This is a genomic window from Variovorax sp. Root434 (assembly GCF_001426595.1).
In the GTDB taxonomy this organism is placed as follows: Bacteria; Pseudomonadota; Gammaproteobacteria; order Burkholderiales; family Burkholderiaceae_C; genus Variovorax.
Genome location: NZ_LMEK01000012.1, coordinates 561,235 through 577,910, shown reverse-complemented (window position 1 = coordinate 577,910; position 16,676 = coordinate 561,235). Strand labels below are relative to the sequence as shown.

15 protein-coding genes are annotated in these 16,676 nt (G+C 66.4%); 7 read left to right on the top strand and 8 right to left on the bottom strand.

Annotated features, from left to right (window positions below):
- Window positions 1–55: 55 nt before the first annotated feature.
- Window positions 56–2,170, top strand: coding sequence for a PQQ-dependent dehydrogenase, methanol/ethanol family (locus ASD05_RS13245; RefSeq protein WP_056592776.1), 2,115 nt, complete (start codon window positions 56–58; stop codon window positions 2,168–2,170).
- A 161-nt stretch (window positions 2,171–2,331) separates the two neighbouring features.
- On the opposite strand, the gene ASD05_RS13240 is transcribed toward ASD05_RS13245, so the two are convergent.
- Window positions 2,332–3,306, bottom strand: a complete 975-nt coding sequence (locus tag ASD05_RS13240) for a tripartite tricarboxylate transporter substrate-binding protein (protein ID WP_056592772.1) — start codon at window positions 3,304–3,306, stop codon at window positions 2,332–2,334.
- Between the two features lie 301 nt (window positions 3,307–3,607).
- Between ASD05_RS13240 and ASD05_RS13235 the strand changes: the two genes are divergently transcribed.
- Both ASD05_RS13235 and ASD05_RS13230 read left to right on the top strand, forming a co-directional pair.
- Complete coding sequence (locus tag ASD05_RS13235; RefSeq protein ID WP_056592768.1) at window positions 3,608–4,177, top strand: type 1 glutamine amidotransferase domain-containing protein; 570 nt, start codon at window positions 3,608–3,610, stop codon at window positions 4,175–4,177.
- A 134-nt stretch (window positions 4,178–4,311) separates the two neighbouring features.
- Window positions 4,312–5,319 carry a hypothetical protein gene (locus ASD05_RS13230; RefSeq protein WP_056592764.1) on the top strand — a complete coding sequence of 336 codons (1,008 nt, stop codon included), beginning with the start codon at window positions 4,312–4,314 and terminating at the stop codon, window positions 5,317–5,319.
- Here ASD05_RS13230 and ASD05_RS13225 read toward each other — a convergent pair.
- The 7 genes from ASD05_RS13225 to ASD05_RS13195 form a co-directional block, all read right to left on the bottom strand.
- Window positions 5,310–6,560 (bottom strand): phenylacetate--CoA ligase family protein, encoded by a 1,251-nt coding sequence (locus ASD05_RS13225; protein WP_056592762.1) that lies wholly within the window; start codon window positions 6,558–6,560, stop codon window positions 5,310–5,312. The genes ASD05_RS13230 and ASD05_RS13225 overlap by 10 nt on opposite strands.
- A 320-nt stretch (window positions 6,561–6,880) precedes the next feature.
- Entirely contained in the window at window positions 6,881–7,693 is an 813-nt protein-coding gene (locus ASD05_RS13220; protein WP_007830556.1) for an ABC transporter ATP-binding protein, read from the bottom strand.
- A gap of 172 nt (window positions 7,694–7,865) precedes the next feature.
- Window positions 7,866–9,197 carry an ABC transporter substrate-binding protein gene (locus ASD05_RS13215; RefSeq protein WP_056592759.1) on the bottom strand — a complete coding sequence of 444 codons (1,332 nt, stop codon included), beginning with the start codon at window positions 9,195–9,197 and terminating at the stop codon, window positions 7,866–7,868.
- 55 nt (window positions 9,198–9,252) lie between these two features.
- Complete coding sequence (locus ASD05_RS13210) at window positions 9,253–10,317, bottom strand: branched-chain amino acid ABC transporter permease (RefSeq protein WP_007830558.1); 1,065 nt, start codon at window positions 10,315–10,317, stop codon at window positions 9,253–9,255.
- 5 nt (window positions 10,318–10,322) lie between these two features.
- Complete coding sequence (locus ASD05_RS13205) at window positions 10,323–11,252, bottom strand: branched-chain amino acid ABC transporter permease (protein ID WP_007830559.1); 930 nt, start codon at window positions 11,250–11,252, stop codon at window positions 10,323–10,325.
- Between the two features lie 168 nt (window positions 11,253–11,420).
- Window positions 11,421–12,206: an ABC transporter ATP-binding protein gene (locus ASD05_RS13200; protein ID WP_056592756.1), complete on the bottom strand. Its 786-nt coding sequence runs from the start codon at window positions 12,204–12,206 to the stop codon at window positions 11,421–11,423.
- Window positions 12,203–14,200 carry an AMP-dependent synthetase/ligase gene (locus tag ASD05_RS13195; protein ID WP_200955423.1) on the bottom strand — a complete coding sequence of 666 codons (1,998 nt, stop codon included), beginning with the start codon at window positions 14,198–14,200 and terminating at the stop codon, window positions 12,203–12,205. The genes ASD05_RS13200 and ASD05_RS13195 overlap by 4 nt, the downstream gene beginning before the upstream one ends.
- 42 nt (window positions 14,201–14,242) lie before the next feature.
- On the opposite strand from ASD05_RS13195, the gene ASD05_RS13190 reads away from it, so the two are divergent.
- The 4 genes from ASD05_RS13190 (at window position 14,243) to ASD05_RS13175 (ending at window position 16,591) form a co-directional block, all read left to right on the top strand.
- On the top strand, window positions 14,243–15,016 hold the full coding sequence (locus ASD05_RS13190; RefSeq protein WP_056592749.1) for a Crp/Fnr family transcriptional regulator: 774 nt from the start codon (window positions 14,243–14,245) through the stop codon (window positions 15,014–15,016).
- Window positions 15,013–15,483 carry a hypothetical protein gene (locus tag ASD05_RS13185; protein WP_056592746.1) on the top strand — a complete coding sequence of 157 codons (471 nt, stop codon included), beginning with the start codon at window positions 15,013–15,015 and terminating at the stop codon, window positions 15,481–15,483. The genes ASD05_RS13190 and ASD05_RS13185 overlap by 4 nt, the downstream gene beginning before the upstream one ends.
- 65 nt (window positions 15,484–15,548) lie before the next feature.
- Complete coding sequence (locus ASD05_RS13180) at window positions 15,549–16,313, top strand: SDR family NAD(P)-dependent oxidoreductase (protein ID WP_056592743.1); 765 nt, start codon at window positions 15,549–15,551, stop codon at window positions 16,311–16,313.
- Window positions 16,314–16,333: 20 nt separating this feature from the next.
- Window positions 16,334–16,591: a hypothetical protein gene (locus ASD05_RS13175; RefSeq protein WP_056592740.1), complete on the top strand. Its 258-nt coding sequence runs from the start codon at window positions 16,334–16,336 to the stop codon at window positions 16,589–16,591.
- Window positions 16,592–16,676: the final 85 nt, after the last annotated feature.

Here is a 16,676-nt window from a genome sequence, read left to right as displayed (position 1 = left end):
GGGGGTGAACCCGGAGCCCGCGCGCACGATCCTTGAGGGACAAAGGAGACCTGCGATGAAAAAAACACACTCCGGGCTGCTCGTGCTGGCCGGCGCCTTGCTGTGCCTGGGCGCATCGACCGCGGCCTCGGCCCAGAATGCACAGGACCGCGCAGCCGCTGCCACGAAGCGCGTCGACGGCAGCTTCATCCGCGCCAACGCGACGCAGAAGAAGACGCCCGACTGGCCCAGCGTCGGCCTCGACTATTCGGAGTCGCGCTTCAGCAGGCTCGACCAGGTGAACGCCGGCAACGTGAAGCAGCTGGGGCTGGTCTGGTCATACAACCTCGAATCGACGCGCGGCGTGGAAGCCACGCCGCTGGTGGTGGACGGCACCATGTACGTCACCGCCTCGTGGAGCGTGGTGCACGCCATCGACACGCGCACCGGGCAGAAGCTGTGGACCTTCGATCCGCAGGTCGACAAGTCCAAGGGCTTCAAAGGCTGCTGCGACGTGGTGAACCGCGGCGTGGCGATCCACGAAGGCAAGGTCTACGTGGCGGCCTACGACGGCCGGCTCATTGCGCTCGACGCGGCCACCGGCCAGAAGGTCTGGGAGAAGAACACCATCGAGGGCCAGAAGGGCAGCTACACCATCACCGGTGCGCCGCGCGTGTTCAAGGGCAAGGTCATCATCGGCAACGGCGGTGCCGAGTACGGCGTGCGCGGCTACGTCACCGCCTACGACGCGAAGACCGGCGACCAGAAGTGGCGCTGGTTCGTGGTGCCCGGCGACCCCAGCAAGCCCTTCGAGGACGAATCGATGGCGCGCGCCGCCAAGACCTGGGATCCATCGGGCAAGTACTGGGAAGCCGGCGGTGGCGGCACCGCGTGGGACAGCTTCGCCTTCGATCCCGAGCTCAACCTGATGTACGTGGGCACCGGCAACGGCTCGCCCTGGTCGCACAAGGCGCGCAGTCCCAAGGGCGGCGACAACCTGTACCTGGGCTCGGTGGTGGCGCTCAACCCCGACACCGGCAAGTACGTGTGGCACTACCAGGAGACGCCGGGCGACAACTGGGACTACACCTCCACGCAGTCGATGATCCTGGCCGACATGAAGCTCGGCGGCAAGCCGCGCAAGGTGCTGCTGCATGCACCGAAGAACGGCTTCTTCTTCGTCATCGACCGCACCAACGGCAAGTTCATCTCGGCGAAGAACTTCGTCGAAGTGAACTGGGCCACGGGCTATGACAAGAACGGCCGTCCCATCGAGATCGCAGCGGCGCGCGACACCACCAAGCCCGGTGACTCCATTCCGGGGCCGTTCGGCGCGCACAACTGGCACCCGATGTCGTTCAACCCGCAGACCGGCTTCGCCTACCTGCCCGCGCAACATGTGCCGATCAACCTGATGGACGACAAGGACTGGAAGTTCAACGAGGACGTGCCGGGCCGACCGCACTCGGGCATGGGCTGGAACCTCGGCAAGTTCGCCAATGCCGAGCCGCCCAAGAGCAAGCCCTTCGGCCGCCTCGTGGCCTGGGACCCGGTCGCGCAGAAGGAAGCGTGGGGCGTCGACTACGCCTCGCCATGGAACGGCGGCACCCTCACCACCGCGGGCAATCTCGTGTTCCAGGGCACGGCCGACGGCCGCCTGCTGGCCTACGACGCGAAGACGGGCGAGAAGCTGTGGGAAACGCCCACCGGCACCGGCGTGGTGGCGGCGCCCTCGACCTACATGGTCGACGGCAAGCAGTACGTGTCGGTCGCGGTGGGCTGGGGCGGCGTGTACGGCCTGGCGCAGCGTGCCACCGAGCGTCAGGGTCCCGGCACGGTCTACACCTTCGCGGTCGGCGGCACGGCGAAGATGCCGGACTTCGTTCAGTACCGCATGGACAAGCTGGTGCAGGGCGTGAAGTACGACCCCGCGAAAGTGCAGGCCGGCACCATGCTCTACGTGAGCAACTGCGTGTTCTGCCACGGTGTGCCGGGCGTGGACCGCGGCGGCAACATCCCCAACCTGGGCTACATGGATGCGGCCTACATCGAGAACCTCGACAAGTTCATCCTCAAGGGCCCGGCCATGGCGCGCGGCATGCCCGACTTCACGGGCAAGCTCTCGGGCGACGAGATCGAGAGCATCAAGGCCTTCATCCAGGGGACGGCTGACGCCATCCGGCCGAAGTAGCCGCAACGAAAAAAGCCGCCGTCCTCAAGAGTACGGCGGCTTCTGCGAATTCAAATCCAGGAACACCGCGGAACCGGCTTTGCCGGGCCGCTGGTGTTGCCCCCGGTAGGGGGAAGGCGAAGCGGGCACGAAGTGCCGCGCAGCCTGGGGGCGAGCAAAAGCTAGTCGGCGTAGACGCCAGCGGCCTTGATGATCGGACCCCACTTGGCGATCTCGGCCGAGACGAACTTCTTGTGCTCGGCCGGCTCGGTGCGCTTGTCGGTCGTGATCACCGCGCCCAGCGCCTCTTCGCGCTTGATGAAGCCCGGGTCCTTCATCGCGGCCTTGATGGCCTCGTTGAGCTTCTTCAGCACCGGCGCGGGCGTGCCCTTGGGCGCATACACGCCGTGCCAGATCGTCACCTCGAAGCCCTTGAGGCCCGACTCGTCGAGCGTCGGCAGGTCCTTGAGCGCCGGCGTGGTCAGGCGCTTGCTCGTGGTCACGGCATAGGCCTTGACCTTCTTGGCCTCGATCTGCGAGGTGGTGTTGGTGGTCTGGTCGCACAGCAGGTCGATCTGGCCGCCCAGCAGGTCGGCGATGGCCGGGGCCGTGCCCTTGTACGGCACGGGCGTCATCTCGACCTTCAGCGCGCTCTGGAACAGCAGGCCGCACAGGTGCGAGGCGGCGCCCAGGCCGGCGTTGCCGAGGTTGATCTTGCCCTTGTTGGCGGCGATCCAGGCCGTCAGTTCCTTGTAGTTGTTGGCAGGCAGGCCGGGCTTGCCGATCAGCGTCATCGGCACTTCGTTGACCATGCCGAGGTACTCGAAGTCGTTTTCGACGTTGAAGGGCAGCTTGCGGTAGAGCGCCGGCATCGTCGACATGCCGATGTGGTTCAGCAGCAGCGTGTAGCCATCGGGCGCGGCGCGCGCCACCTTGGCGGTGCCGATGGAGCTGCCCGCGCCCGCGGTGTTGTCCACCACGATGGTGGTGCCGAGCGTCTTCTGCATGGCTTCCGCCAGGTCGCGTGCGACACGGTCGGTCGGGCCGCCGGCCGCGAAAGGCACCACCAGCGTGACGGTCTTGCCCGCAGGGAAATCCTGGGCGTGGACACCGGCGGCTGCGGCGGCAATCGCCGCGAGGGCGAACAGTTTCTTCATGACGTCTCCGGGAGGGGGATAAAAAGGCCGCGATCTTAAAGGCTGACCACAGCCTGACCTATACCGGATAGCCCTTAGAGATGGCCGGGGGCCGAGGGCGCCCGGGCTCGACGATTCCTTCGGGTGAAATATGTCTGCCCTGCGGAATCGGGCAAACAAATCCTGAGACTCGTAAGAGGAGTTTGCCGCCCGTCGAACTGTCCGACAGGCGGAGCCGGCGCAGGACGATGCGGGCGAGGTGGGCGTGGCCTAGGGTGAATCTTCATTGCTTTTTTTATGCAACCCCGAAGGAGATTCACTCATGCCCATCACCTCCTCTTCCCTCGACGGAATGAAGATCGCCATCCTCGTGTCGGACGGCTTCGAGCAGGTCGAGATGACCGAGCCGCGCAAGATGCTCGACGGTGCCGGTGCGCAGACGCAGATCGTCTCGCCGCTCGCCGGCAGCGTGCGCGGCTGGCACCACCATGAGCCTGCCGACAGCTTCGCGGTCGACGTGCCGCTGAAGCGCGCCGACGCCGGCGACTTCGACGCGCTGCTGCTGCCCGGTGGCGTCATGAACCCCGACGCGCTGCGCATCGACGAGAAGGCCGTGGCGTTCGTGCGCGCCTTCGTCGAAGCGGGCAAGCCCATCGCGGCGATCTGCCATGGGCCGTGGACGCTCATCGAGGCGGGCGGCGTCAAGGGGCGCAAGATGACCTCGTGGCCTTCGCTGCGCACCGACCTGAAGAACGCCGGAGCGAAGTGGAGCGACAAGGATGTCGTGGTCGACCAGGCGCTCGTGACGAGCCGCAAGCCCGACGACCTGCCGGCATTCAACCGCGAGGTGACGAAGCTCTTCGAGCTGGCGCATGAGCCCGAGCTTCATTGACCGACGCGGCTGGCCGCGTGGCGCATTCGTGCACTGAACCTACACCGCACACCCGCCGTCATCCGATACCCTCGCTCGCTCTCTCTCTCTCTTCGCATGCAGCGGCATGCGCCCTGCAAGGCGAAAGTATTCCAATGACGGCAACCCCTTCTCACGCACGCGCGCGGCGACTGCCGCGCGATCTCGCGCTCGTCACCGTGGCCATCGGTGCCGCGGTGCTGCTGGTCAACATGGTCATGCTGCTCTGGCCCGACTCGCCTGACGGCGAGCAGCTGCGCAGCACCTATGCCCTTCCGGGCGTGTGGATTCCAATGGTGTTCAGCGTCGGCATGGCCTGGTTGCTGGCAGCGGCGCTGGCCTGGAGCCATGGGCGCGACGCGCTCGAAAAGCGCGGCGTGGACAGCGTGGCGAAGCTGTCCCATCCCCGCAGCCGCTATGGCGCGGCATACGCGGTGGTGCTGGTGCTGAACTTCTACGCGCTGAGCCCGCTGCTCTACGAAGTGCAACTGCTCTTCATGCCGGGCGGCCGCCTGCAGGACTTCTTCGGTCCGGATTCCATGCGCACTGCGATGGCCGCGTTCATGTTCCTGCAGTCGATCGTCCAGCTGATCGTGCTTGTGCTCGGTGTGTGGGCCGCGGCATGGTTCGCCCTGAGGGCAGGCCGCGCCGCGCCCTCCGCCGTGCAAGATGATGAAGCCGCCGGCTCCTCGCCACGCCGCGCCGTGGCGTTGGTGGGCGCCTCGCTGTTCGCGTCGCTGCAGATGTGGAGCGGCGTGGTCGTGAGCCGCTGGACTTCCGTGGCGAGCGGCATGGAGGGGCTCGAGCTGCTGCTCGCCTGGATGGTGCCGCCGCTGGTGGCCTTCGCGCTCGCATTGTGGGGCGGCTGGCTCGGCGCCAACGCCGGGCTGGTGCGTGTGCGGCCTTTCAGGGCCGTGACGGCGGCGGTGCTGGCCTTCGTGCTGGTGCAGGCGAGCTGCATCGCCATCGCGCTGGCGTGGCTGATGCTGTCGATGTGGGCGCGCGGCCACGACCCCGCGGGCGGGCTCATCGGCTTCGCCCTGGCGCTCGTGCTGGCCTATTCGGTGCTCGTGGTGGTGCTGATGCGCGCCACCACGCGCGGGCTGTACCGCCGCTACTTGTAGCTGCGCACGTCGTCGATCACCTTGCCGTCATTGGGCAGTTCGCCTGCGCCCACGACGACCACTTCGCCGCGCAGCTTGGTGACTTCGCGGATCGCATCGCCCACGCGGGCCTGAAACCCTATGGGCACGGCACCCGCGCATTCAAGTGTCAGCGTCATCTTGTCGTCGCCCATCTCGCCCGACACCACGAGCCGCGCGCGCTGCGCCTCGGGAAAGCGCCGCACGATCTCTGCCACCTGCGAGGGGTGCACGAACATGCCGCGCACCTTCGTGGTCTGGTCGGCGCGGCCGAGCCAGCCCTTGATGCGCTTGTTGGTGCGGCCGGTGGGGCAGGTGCCCGCGAGCACGGCCGAGAGGTCGCCGGTGCCGAAGCGCACGAGCGGGTAGTCGGGGTTGAAGCTGGTGACGACGATCTCGCCGACCTCGCCGTCGGGCACCGGGTCGCCGGTGCCGGGGCGCACGATCTCGACCAGCACGCCTTCGTCGATCACCAGGCCTTCGCGCGCGCTTGTTTCGTAGGCGATGAGGCCGAGGTCCGCCGTGGCGTAGCACTGGATGCCCTTCACGCCATGCGCGGCGATCCAGTCGCGCAGGCTCGGCGGAAAGGCTTCGCCCGACACCAGCGCCTTGGTGAGCGAGGGCAGCTTCATGCCTTTCTCCTCGGCCTTCTCGAGCAGGATCTTGAGGAAACTCGGCGTGCCGGCATAGCCCTCGGGCTTCAGGTCGGCGATGGCTTCGAGCTGCTGCTCGGTCTGCCCGGTGCCGCCCGCGAACACGGTGCAGCCGATGGCGCGCGCACCGCTTTCCATGATGGAGCCCGCGGGCGTCATGTGGTAGCTGAAGCTGTTGTGGATCAGCTCGCCGCTGCGAAAGCCCGCCGCATGCAGTGCCCGTGCGGTGCGCCAGTAGTCGCGCGCCTCGCCCTCGGGTTCGTAGATGGTGCCGGGGCTCGCGAAGATGCGCAGCATGCGCGGCCCGCGCACGATGGAGGCAAAGCCACCGAACGGGTCGTCCGCGCGGCGTGCCTTTTGCAGGTCGAGCAGTTCGGATTTGCGCGTGACAGGCAGTTTGGCGAGGGCTTCGCGCGTCGTCACGTCGGCAGGCTTCACGCCGTCGAGGATCTTTGCGAACGCTGGTGCGGCGGTCTGCGCTTGCGCGATCTGCTTCGGCAATGCGGCCAGAAGGTCGCGCTCGCGTTCGGCGGGGTCGCGGATTTCAAGCTTGTCGTAGTGGTCGGTCATGTCCGTCCCCTTTGTCTTTCAATTCGGTTTTCCAACTACGCTGGGGTTGTTCAGGGCGCGTGCACAGGCCGCCGGGTACTCCCCTCCGCGAATGTCCCCCGCCCTTCGGGCTCCTCCTTTATTTCGCTGCGGGGAGCACCCGACGCCCTGCGCACCATGGGCGCGGCTCACGCATTCGCCGACCAACGACTGGTTTGAACGATCACGTCGGCGGTGGGCTTCTTTTCGCGAAATAAAGGAGGAGCCCGAAGGGCGGGGGACATTCGAGAAAAGAAGCACGCCGTCGGCGTGAGCGCGCCCTGAAGAACCACACACATCCGTCAAGCCAGCCACCTCTTGCGCCGCTTGTAGCTCTTCACGTCGCGGAAGCTCTTGCGATCCGCACCGCCAACGCCCAGGTAGAACTCCTTCACGTCCTCGTTCTCGCGCAGGCTCTGCGCCGCGCCGTCCATCACGATGCGGCCGTTCTCCAGGATGTAGCCGTAGTCGGCATAGCGCAGCGCCATGTTGGTGTTCTGCTCGGCCAGCAGGAAGGTCACGCGCTCCTTGGCATTGAGGTCTTTCACGATCTCGAACACCTCTTCGACGATCTGCGGCGCCAGGCCCATCGAGGGTTCGTCCAACAGCACCATGCTCGGGTTGGCCATCAGCGCGCGGCCGATGGCGCACATCTGCTGCTCGCCGCCCGAGGTGTAGGCCGCCTGCGAAGTGCGCCGCGTCTTCAGGCGCGGGAAGTACGCGTAGACCTTCTCCAGCGTCTGCTGCACCGCGGCCTTGCCGTCGGTGCGCGTGTAGGCGCCGGTCATCAGGTTCTCTTCGATGGTCAGGTGCGCGAAGCAGTGGCGGCCTTCCATCACCTGGATCAACCCGCGCTTCACAAGCTCGGCCGGCGACAGCGCCTCGATGCGCTCGCCGCGCAACTCGATAGTGCCCTTGGTGACGGCGCCGCGTTCGCCCGCGAGCAGGTTGCTCACAGCGCGCAGCGTGGTCGTCTTGCCCGCGCCGTTGCCGCCGAGCAGCGCCACGATGCCGCCATCGGGCACGGTCAGCGACACGCCCTTGAGCACGAGGATCACGTGGTTGTAGATAACCTCGATGCCGTTGACGTTGAGAAGGATGTTGGGTTCGCTCATGGTGTGGTCCGAAGCATTCGAAAGAACTAGCGCGATGCCGTTCTTTCGGATGCCCGCTTGGCCTGCCGCCCTTCGGGGAACACCGCGGAACCGGCTTTGCCGGGCCGCAGGTGTTGCCCCCTGCAAGGGGGTAGGCGAAGCGACACGAAGTGCGCGCAGCCTGGGGGTGTGCCTAGGACTGGCAGTCCGCCGCTTCGCGGCGCGTCAGCTTCTTCTCGCCCGCGTACTTGTCGGCGGCGGCCTTCACCATTGGCTTGATGATCTGGCTGTCGGCCTCGTACCAGTCGGACATGCCGCCCCACTTGGCACCGTCCCAGGTGTGCACGCGCGCCCAGGTCGAGCCCATGTGGTCCTGGCACGAGGTGCTCACCGGGCGCATCACGCCTGAGAAGCCCAGCGCGTCCAGCTTCTTCTGGTCGAGCGCGAGGTTCTCCATGCCCCAGCGCACCTGCTCGCCGGTCATGACCTTGCCCTTGCCGAAGCGCTCCTGAGCGCGCCGCACGGCCTCGACGCCGAGCATCTGGATGATCACGCCGCGCGTGTAGAGCACCGAGCCCACTTCTTCCTTCGGCCCCGTGCCCTGGCCCTTGTCATGCACCTGCTTCAGGATGTCCTGGATCACCTTGGGTTGCGTGCCCGAGGTGTTGAGCGCGAGCGCGTTGTAGCCCTTGGCGTTGGCGCCCACGTCCTTCACGTCGGGCTCGGCGCCGGCCCACCACACGCCGTACATCTTCTCGCGCGGGTAGCCCGTGGCCACGGCCTCCTTGAGCGCGGTGGAGTTCATCACGCCCCAGCCCCACAGCAGCACATAGTCGGGCCGCTGCTGGCGCACCTGCAGCCAGGCCGACTTCTGCTCCACGCCGGGCGCGGTCACCGGGATCAGCGAGAGCTCGAAGCCGTTCTGCTTCGCGCGCTCCTGCAGCAGCGGGATCGGTTCCTTGCCGAACGGCGAGTCGTGGTACACGAGGGCGATCTTCTTGCCCTTGAGCTTGTCCATGCCGCCTTCCTTCTTCCCGATGTGCTGGATCAGGATGTCGGCCGCAGTCCAGTAGGAGCCCATCAGCGGGAAGTTCCACTTGAAGACGCCGCCATCCTGCGAGGCCGAGAGGCCGTAGCCCAGCGTGATCAGCGGAATCTTGTCGGTGGGCACCTTGTCGGTCAGCGCGAAGGTGATGCCGGTGGCCTGCGGGTCGAACAATGCCACGCCGGGGTGGCCCTTCAGGCGCTCGTAGCATTCCACGCCCTTGTCGGTGGCGTACCCGGTCTCGCACTCTTCGTACGCGATCTTCACGCCGTTGATGCCGCCGGTGGCATTGATGTACTTGATGTAGTCCTGCTTGCCGTTGGCCCAGGGCGTCCCGTTGGGCGCGTAGGGGCCGGTGCGGTACACCAGCAGAGGGAAGAACTGCTCCTTGGCCTGCGCCTGCGCTATCGATGGCACGAGCAGGGCGCCGAGGGTGCTGGCCACCAGGGCGGCGGTCAGAGCGAGCGATTTCAGTTTCATGCCTGTCTCCTTATGTGGGCACCTCGGTGCCGGGTTTTTACGTGCGAACGGAAATTCAGTGAGGGAAGGGCCAGAGCCGCAATTTCTCCTTGGCCGTGGACCACAGCCGCGCGAGGCCGTGTGGCTCCACGATCAGGAAGAACACGATCAGCGCACCGAAGATCATGGTCTCCAGGTGCGAGGCCAGCGCGGTGGAAATCGAGAAGCCCAGCCACCCCGGCAGCTGGTTCAGAAAGAGCGGCAGCAGCACGATGAAGGCGGCGCCGAAGAAGCTGCCCATGATCGAGCCGAGGCCGCCGATGATCACCATGAACAGCAGCTGGAACGAGCGGTCGATGCTGAACGCCGCCGGCTCCCACGCGCCCAGGTGCACGAAGCCCCACAGCGCGCCGGCCACGCCGACGATGAAGCTGCTCACCGCGAAGGCCGTGAGCTTGGCGTACACCGGGCGAATGCCGATCACGGCGGCGGCCACGTCCATGTCGCGCATCGCCATCCACTCGCGGCCGATGGCGCTGCGCACCAGGTTCTTGGCGAGCAGCGCGAACACCGCCACGAAGATCAGGCAGAACAGGTACTTCTGCACCGGCGACTCGATGGGCACGCCGAACACGTTGAGCCCCGCCACGCTCACCGAGCCCGAGGACGAGTTGTTGGTGAACCACTGGATGCGCAGGAACGCCCAGTCGGTGAAGAACTGCGCCGCCAGCGTGGCGACTGCAAGGTACAGGCCCTTGATGCGCAGGCTCGGAATGCCGAACAGCACGCCGATCACCGTGGCGCACAGGCCGCCCAGCAGCAGCGAGGCAATGAGCGGCATGCCGTCGATGCGCACCTGGAAGTTGTAGGCCGCGTACGCGCCCACCGCCATGAAGGCGCCGGTGCCCAGCGAGATCTGCCCGCAGTAGCCCACGAGGATGTTGAGGCCCAGCGCCGCGAGCGAAAGAATAAGGAAGGGCGTGAGGATGGCGCGCATCCAGTAGTCGGACACGCCGAGCGGCACCACGACGAAAGCCACGAGCAGCAGCACGAGGATCGCGAGGCGGTCCTGCGCGATCGGGAAGATCTGCTGGTCGGCGCGGTAGCTCGACTTGAACTGGCCGTTTTCTCTGTAGAACATTTCGTTCACACCCGATCAATGATTTTTTCGCCGAAGAGGCCCTGCGGCCGCACCAGCAGGAACACCAGCGCCAGCACATAAGCAAACCAGATCTCGATGCCGCCACCAAGCATGGGGCCGAGATAAATTTCAGACAGCTTCTCGCCCACGCCGATCAACAGGCCGCCGATGATGGCGCCCGGAATCGATGTGAGTCCGCCGAGGATCACCACCGGCAACGCCTTCAGCGCCACCAGCGAGAGCGAGAACTGCACGCCGAGCTTGGAGCCCCAGATGATCCCGGCCACCAGTGCCGAGAAGCCGGCCACCGACCACACGATCACCCAGATGCGCTTGAGCGGAATGCCGATCGACTGCGCAGCCTGGTGATCGTCGGCCACCGCGCGCAGGGCGCGGCCCGTGGCCGTCTTCTGAAAGAAGATCGCCAGCACCACCACGAGCCCTGCCGCCACCAGTGCGGCGATCAGGTCTTCCTGGCTCAGCAGCAGCCCGCCCTGGAAGGTGCCTTCGAGCACCATCAGCGGCTCCTTGGGCATGCCCACGTCGATCTTGTAGATGTCGTTGCCGAAGATCGTCTGGCCCACGCCGTCGAGGAAGTAGGCGATGCCCAGCGTGGCCATCAGCAGCGTGATGCCTTCCTGGTTCACGAGCTTGCTGAGCGCGAGCCGCTCGATCAGCCAGGCCACCACGACCATCACCGCCATGGCCGCGACGAAGGCCAGGATGTTCGCGAGGATCTGGTTCTCGAAGCCGAACCACTGCGGGAACCACTCCGAGAAGCGCGCCATGGCCAGCGCCGCGAACAGCACCATCGCGCCTTGTGCAAAGTTGAAGACGCCCGAGGCCTTGTAGATCAGCACGAAGCCGATGGCGATCAGCGAATAGAGCATGCCGACCATGAGGCCGCCGAAGAGGGTTTCGAGGAAAAAGCCCATGGTCAGTTTCTTTCTTGACTTTCTCCCTCCCCCGCTGGGGGAGGGTTGGGGTGGGGACACGCGGCGTCCGATGAGGCGCTGCCTTTTTGCGAAGGCCGCTGTGCCCCCATCCCAGCCTTCCCCCAGAGGGGGAAGGAGCAATACTTCAGCGCGAGGTTTCGCATGGCTTCAGTGCTCCACGCCGAGATACGCCCGAATAACGTCCTCGTTATTGCGCACTTCATCCGGCGTCCCGTCGCCGATCTTCTTGCCGTAGTCCAGCACTACCACGCGGTCGGAGATGTCCATCACCACGCCCATGTCGTGCTCGATGAGCACGATGGTCGCGCCGAACTCGTCGTTCACGTCGAGGATGAAGCGGCTCATGTCCTGCTTCTCCTCCACGTTCATGCCGGCCATCGGCTCGTCGAGCAGCAGTACCTGCGGCTCCATCGCGAGCGCGCGGCCGAGGTCGACGCGCTTCTGCAGGCCATAGGGCAGGCGGCCGACCGGCGTCTTGCGGTGTGCCTGGATCTCGAGAAAGTCGATGATGTGCTCGACGAACTCGCGGTGCCGCAGCTCCTCGCGTTCGGCCGGGCCCCAGCGCAGCGCCTGCGCGAACAGGCCGCTCTTCATCTTGAGGTTGCGCCCCGTCATGATGTTGTCGAGCACGCTCATGCCCTTGAACAGCGCCAGGTTCTGGAAGGTGCGCGCCACGCCCATCTCGGCCACCTGGCGCGAGTTCATGTGCTTGAAGGTCTGGCCGCGGAAGGTGATGGAGCCCTGCTGCGGCCAGTACACGCCGTTGATGCAGTTCAGCATCGAGCTCTTGCCCGCGCCGTTCGGGCCGATGATGGCCCGCACTTCATGCTCGCGCACGTTGAAGCTGATGTCCGTCAGCGCCTTCACGCCGCCGAAGCTCAAACTGATGTTCTGTACGTCGAGGATGACGTCGCCGATTTTCCTGTTGCTCATGCAGCGGCCTTCACGATGGGGAAGGTCTTGGCTTCGTTGATCTTCAGCGTGGCGCTGACAACCCCCGTGCGACCGTCCTCGAACTTGACCTGCGTCTCGATGAACTGCTCGGTCTTGCCGCCGTAGAGCGCACTGACCAGCACCGCGTATTTCTCGGCGATGAAGCCGCGGCGCACCTTGCGCGTGCGGGTCAGTTCGTCGTCGTCGGGGTCGAGCTCCTTGTGCAGCACCAGGAAGCGCGCGATCTGCGTCTCGCCCATGCCGTCTTCGCTCGCAAGGTCGGCATTCACCTTGGCGATGCAGTCGGCCACCAGCGCCAGCACCTCGGGCTTGCCGGCCAGATCGACGTAGCCGCCGTACGCCAGCCCGCGGCGCTCGGCCCAGTTGCCGACGGCCTCGTAGTCGATGTTGACGGCCGCGCACACTTCGTCGCGCCCGTTGCCGAAGCACACGGCTTCCTTGATCTGCGGAAAGAACTTGAGCTTGTTCTCGATGTAGTTGGGCGCGAACATCGCGCCGCCCACGAGACGGCCCACATCCTTCGCGCGGTCGATGATGCGCAGGTGGCCTTCGCTGTCGAGCACGCCCGCGTCGCCGGTGTGGAAGTAGCCGTTGGCGTCGAGCACCTCGGCCGTGGCGTCGGGGCGCTTGTAGTACTCCTTGAGCACCGACACGCCGCGCACCAGCACCTCGCCGTCGTCGGCGATCTTCAGTTCGATGCCGGGCGCGGCCGTGCCGACGGTCTGCAGTTTGACCTTGCCGTCCTGCTGCAGGCACACGTAGGCGCAGGTCTCGGTCTGGCCGTAGAACTGCTTGAGGTTCACGCCGATGGAGCGGTAGAAGCGGAACAGGTCGGGCCCGATGGCGGCACCGGCCGTGTAGGCCACGCGGATGCGGCTCATGCCCAGCACGTTGCGCAGCGGGCCGTAGATGAGCAGGTTGCCCAGGCTGTACATGAACCGGTCGCCGGTGCTCACGGGCGCGCCGTTGAGGATGTCCGCGCCCACGCGCTGTGCCAGCGCCATGAACTTGGCATACAGCCAGCGCTTGGGCGCGGCCGCGTCTTCCATGCGGATCGACACCGCAGTGAGCAAGCCCTCGAAGGTGCGCGGCGGGCCGAAGTAGTAGCTTGGGCCGATCTCGCGCATGTCGTTCATCACCGTCTCGGCCGACTCGGGGCAGTTGAGCGTGAAGCCGCCCACCAGCCACTGCGCCACCGAGAACAGGTGGTCGCCCACCCACGCCATCGGCAGGTAGCTCATGATGTTGTCGCCGGGGCCGAGCCTGTCGGTCTCCACGCCGCCGCGGCCTGCCGCGATGAAGCTCGCATGCGTCTGGCACACGCCCTTGGGGCGCCCGGTGGTGCCGGAGGTGTAGAGGATCACGCCCACGTCGGTGGCTTCGCCGCCGGCCACTGCGCGGTCGTAGTAGCCCAGGTTGGCCTTGTCGAACTCCCGGCCCAGCGCGCGCAGCTGCTCGTAGCTCATCAGCCCCGGCTGGTCGTAGTGGCGCAGGCCCTTGGGGTCGTCGTAGATGATGTGGCGGATGCCGTGCCGCTGGTCTTTTTGCAACTCGCGGCATTCGAGCAGCTTGTCGACCTGCTCCTGGTCTTCGACGACCACGAACTCCACGGCCGCGTCCTGCAGCATGAAGACCATTTCGCTCGCCACCGCGTCCTGGTACAGCGGCACCGGCACGCCGCGCAGGCTTTGCGCGGCGATCACCGCCATGTACAGGTGCGGCCGGTTGGCGCCGACGATGGCGAGGTTGTCGAAGGCCTTGAAGCCGAGGCTCGCGAGACCACAGGCCATTTCGCGCACTTCCTGCGCCACGGCGTTCCAGGTCCAGGTTTGCCAGATGCCGAGGTCCTTCTCGCGCACGGCGGGCGCCTCGGGTTGGGCCTCGGCATGCGCGAGCAGCAGACGGGGGAAGGTGGGGGCGGTTGTTTGCACAGTGGGCGGATCGTAGGTCTCACTTTGACGCCCGGTTGTCATTCCAACGACAATCCTAGGGACACTACTCCCCGGAGTTTCCCGATGCCTCGCGGTGACCTCAACCACAACAACCTGCTCGGCGGTTCGATCAAGGATCGCGCGCGTCCCGCCAACGCCGCCGAGCTCGACGGCATTCCGTGGCTGCCCACGCTCACGCCCACCGAGCGCCGCCGCGCCGAGACCACGCTGGTGGTCGGCGAGGCCGAGCCCGGCGACCTGGTGTGCCGCGTCGGGCGCTCGCCCACCTACTGGTTCGGCGTGCTCGAGGGCCTGCTCAAGATGAGCAACGACAACGCCGATGGCGGCTCGGTCACCTACACCGGCGTGCCGCCCGGCGGCTGGTTCGGCGAAGGCACGGTGATGAAGCGCGAGCCCTACCGCTACAACATCCAGGCGCTACGGCGCAGCCTGATCGCCGGCCTGCCGATCGAGAGCTTCCACTGGCTGCTCGACCACTCCATCGGCTTCAACCGCTTCGTGATGAACCAGCTCAACGAGCGGCTCGGCCAGTTCATCGCAGCGCTGGAGATCGACCGCCTCAACAACCCCGACGCGCGCGTGGCGCGCAACCTCGTTTCGCTGTTCAACCCGGTGCTGTACCCGGGCGTGGGCGAAGTCCTGCGCATCACGCAGCAGGAGCTGGCCTACCTCGTCGGCCTGTCGCGCCAGCGTGTGAACGAGGCGCTCAACGGCCTGTCGGCGCAGGGGTTGATCCGCGTGGAGTACGGTGGCCTGCGCGTGCTCGACCTGCCGGGGCTGCGCGCGACCGCGATGTCGAACAAGAAGAACCTGCCAACGCCAACGGAAACCCCATGACCCTGACCGACAAGCTCCAGATCGTGCCCGCGAACGCGGAGGCCGGCTTCGTTCCACCGCCCGAGGCGCCGAAGGACAAGCCCGCAGAAGCCGGCCCGACGCTGGAAGAAGCCATTGCGCGCAACGAGCAGTTGACCGAGAAGATCGACGCGCTCAACGCGGTGCTGGCCAAGCCGCTCAACGAGATCCTGGCCGACCGCGAGAAGGCCGACGAAGCCGCGCTCGCGTGGGACCGCTTCGGCGCGATGTGGATGCTCTCGCAGCGCGCCATGCGGCGCGTGGCGCTCGACCTCGCTGCGCAGCTCGGCGTGAGCGAGGAGGAAGTCGTCGCACGGGCGATGGCCAACGCCAACGCGGTGCTCAATGGCGCGGACGAAGTCGACCTCGGCGGCAGCGTCGCGCCCGCGCAGCTGCAGCACATCGCCCGCCACCGCAACTTCCTGCGCAAGCAGTTCCGAACCGGTTGAGCGCGCCACGTGCCCATCCGATTGCGCTTACCCTTCCTGCCTTCGCTCCAGAAAGACTTTTTCCGATGACCGCTTCCCATCTCACCCTCATCACCGGCGCCTCCCGCGGCCTGGGCCGTGCCATGGCCGAACAGCTGCTGCAAGCCGGCCACGTGGTGCTCGGCATTTCGCGCAAGCAGGACGCACAACTGGCCGAGGCCGCCAAGGTTGCCGGCGCCGAACTCGTGCAATGGGAGCAGGACCTGTCCGACCCGGTCGCCGCGGCAGCCCGCGTGTCGGCTTGGCTCAAGACCATTGACCCGCAACGCTTCGACAGCGTCACGCTCATCAACAACGCCGGCACCGTCGGCAACCCCGCGCCGCTGTCCAGCGCCGTCGAAGCCGAGCTGTCGCTGGCCCTGCGCATCGGCCTCGAAGCGCCGATGCTGCTCACGGCCGCTTTCCTGGGCGCGACGCGCGAATGGCGTGGTGCACGCAAGGTGCTGAACATCTCGTCGGGCCTGGGCCGCAACGCCATGGGCAGCCAGGCGCCCTACTGCGCGTCCAAGGCCGGCATGGACCATTTCTCGCGCGCCGTGGCGCTGGAGGAAGCGAATGCGCCGAACGGCGCGCGCATCGTCTCGCTGGCCCCTGGCATCATCGACACCGACATGCAGGTGCAGCTGCGCGGCGCATCGGCCGAGAAGTTTCCGGACCGCACGCGCTTCGAGAAGATGAAGAACGACGGCATGCTCGACAGCCCCGCCACGGCGGCCGCCAAGGTGCTGAAGTACCTGGCCCGCGCGGATTTCGGTACGAACCCCGTGGCCGACGTGCGCGACCCGGCCTGAAACTGCAGGACGCACACACCATGGCCACCGCCAAGTCGATCGACACCAACGACTACAAGCTCTTCCCGTCGCCGAGGAATGTGCACCGCATCGTCTTCGAACACCAGGTCTTCGTGCCGTACCCGTACGCGCTGATCGTGATGGACGAGTTCTACTTCAAGGGCCGCTACAGCCTGTTCTCGGCCTGCAGGATGAGCGACGGGAAGATGGGGCAGGTGGCGACGTTCGAGGACGCGGCTGACGTGGAGATCTTCAACAAGAAGTTCACGCCGGACTGAGCCCGTATTTCTCCCTCCCCTTCCGGGGGAGGGCAGGGGTGGGGGCAGGCGGCGCATCCATTGCTCATGGCTTTTTCAATGCCGT

Coding starts and splice junctions, on each gene's coding strand:
- ASD05_RS13205 (WP_007830559.1), bottom strand. CDS start 11,252: ATGGGCTTTTTCCTCGAAACCCTCTTCGGCGGCCTCATGGTCGGCATG.
- ASD05_RS13190 (WP_056592749.1), top strand. CDS start 14,243: ATGCCTCGCGGTGACCTCAACCACAACAACCTGCTCGGCGGTTCGATC.
- ASD05_RS13240 (WP_056592772.1), bottom strand. CDS start 3,306: ATGAAGAAACTGTTCGCCCTCGCGGCGATTGCCGCCGCAGCCGCCGGT.
- ASD05_RS13175 (WP_056592740.1), top strand. CDS start 16,334: ATGGCCACCGCCAAGTCGATCGACACCAACGACTACAAGCTCTTCCCG.
- ASD05_RS13185 (WP_056592746.1), top strand. CDS start 15,013: ATGACCCTGACCGACAAGCTCCAGATCGTGCCCGCGAACGCGGAGGCC.
- ASD05_RS13180 (WP_056592743.1), top strand. CDS start 15,549: ATGACCGCTTCCCATCTCACCCTCATCACCGGCGCCTCCCGCGGCCTG.
- ASD05_RS13220 (WP_007830556.1), bottom strand. CDS start 7,693: ATGAGCGAACCCAACATCCTTCTCAACGTCAACGGCATCGAGGTTATC.
- ASD05_RS13225 (WP_056592762.1), bottom strand. CDS start 6,560: ATGACCGACCACTACGACAAGCTTGAAATCCGCGACCCCGCCGAACGC.
- ASD05_RS13235 (WP_056592768.1), top strand. CDS start 3,608: ATGCCCATCACCTCCTCTTCCCTCGACGGAATGAAGATCGCCATCCTC.
- ASD05_RS13245 (WP_056592776.1), top strand. CDS start 56: ATGAAAAAAACACACTCCGGGCTGCTCGTGCTGGCCGGCGCCTTGCTG.
- ASD05_RS13195 (WP_200955423.1), bottom strand. CDS start 14,200: ATGACAACCGGGCGTCAAAGTGAGACCTACGATCCGCCCACTGTGCAA.
- ASD05_RS13210 (WP_007830558.1), bottom strand. CDS start 10,317: ATGTTCTACAGAGAAAACGGCCAGTTCAAGTCGAGCTACCGCGCCGAC.
- ASD05_RS13200 (WP_056592756.1), bottom strand. CDS start 12,206: ATGAGCAACAGGAAAATCGGCGACGTCATCCTCGACGTACAGAACATC.
- ASD05_RS13215 (WP_056592759.1), bottom strand. CDS start 9,197: ATGAAACTGAAATCGCTCGCTCTGACCGCCGCCCTGGTGGCCAGCACC.
- ASD05_RS13230 (WP_056592764.1), top strand. CDS start 4,312: ATGACGGCAACCCCTTCTCACGCACGCGCGCGGCGACTGCCGCGCGAT.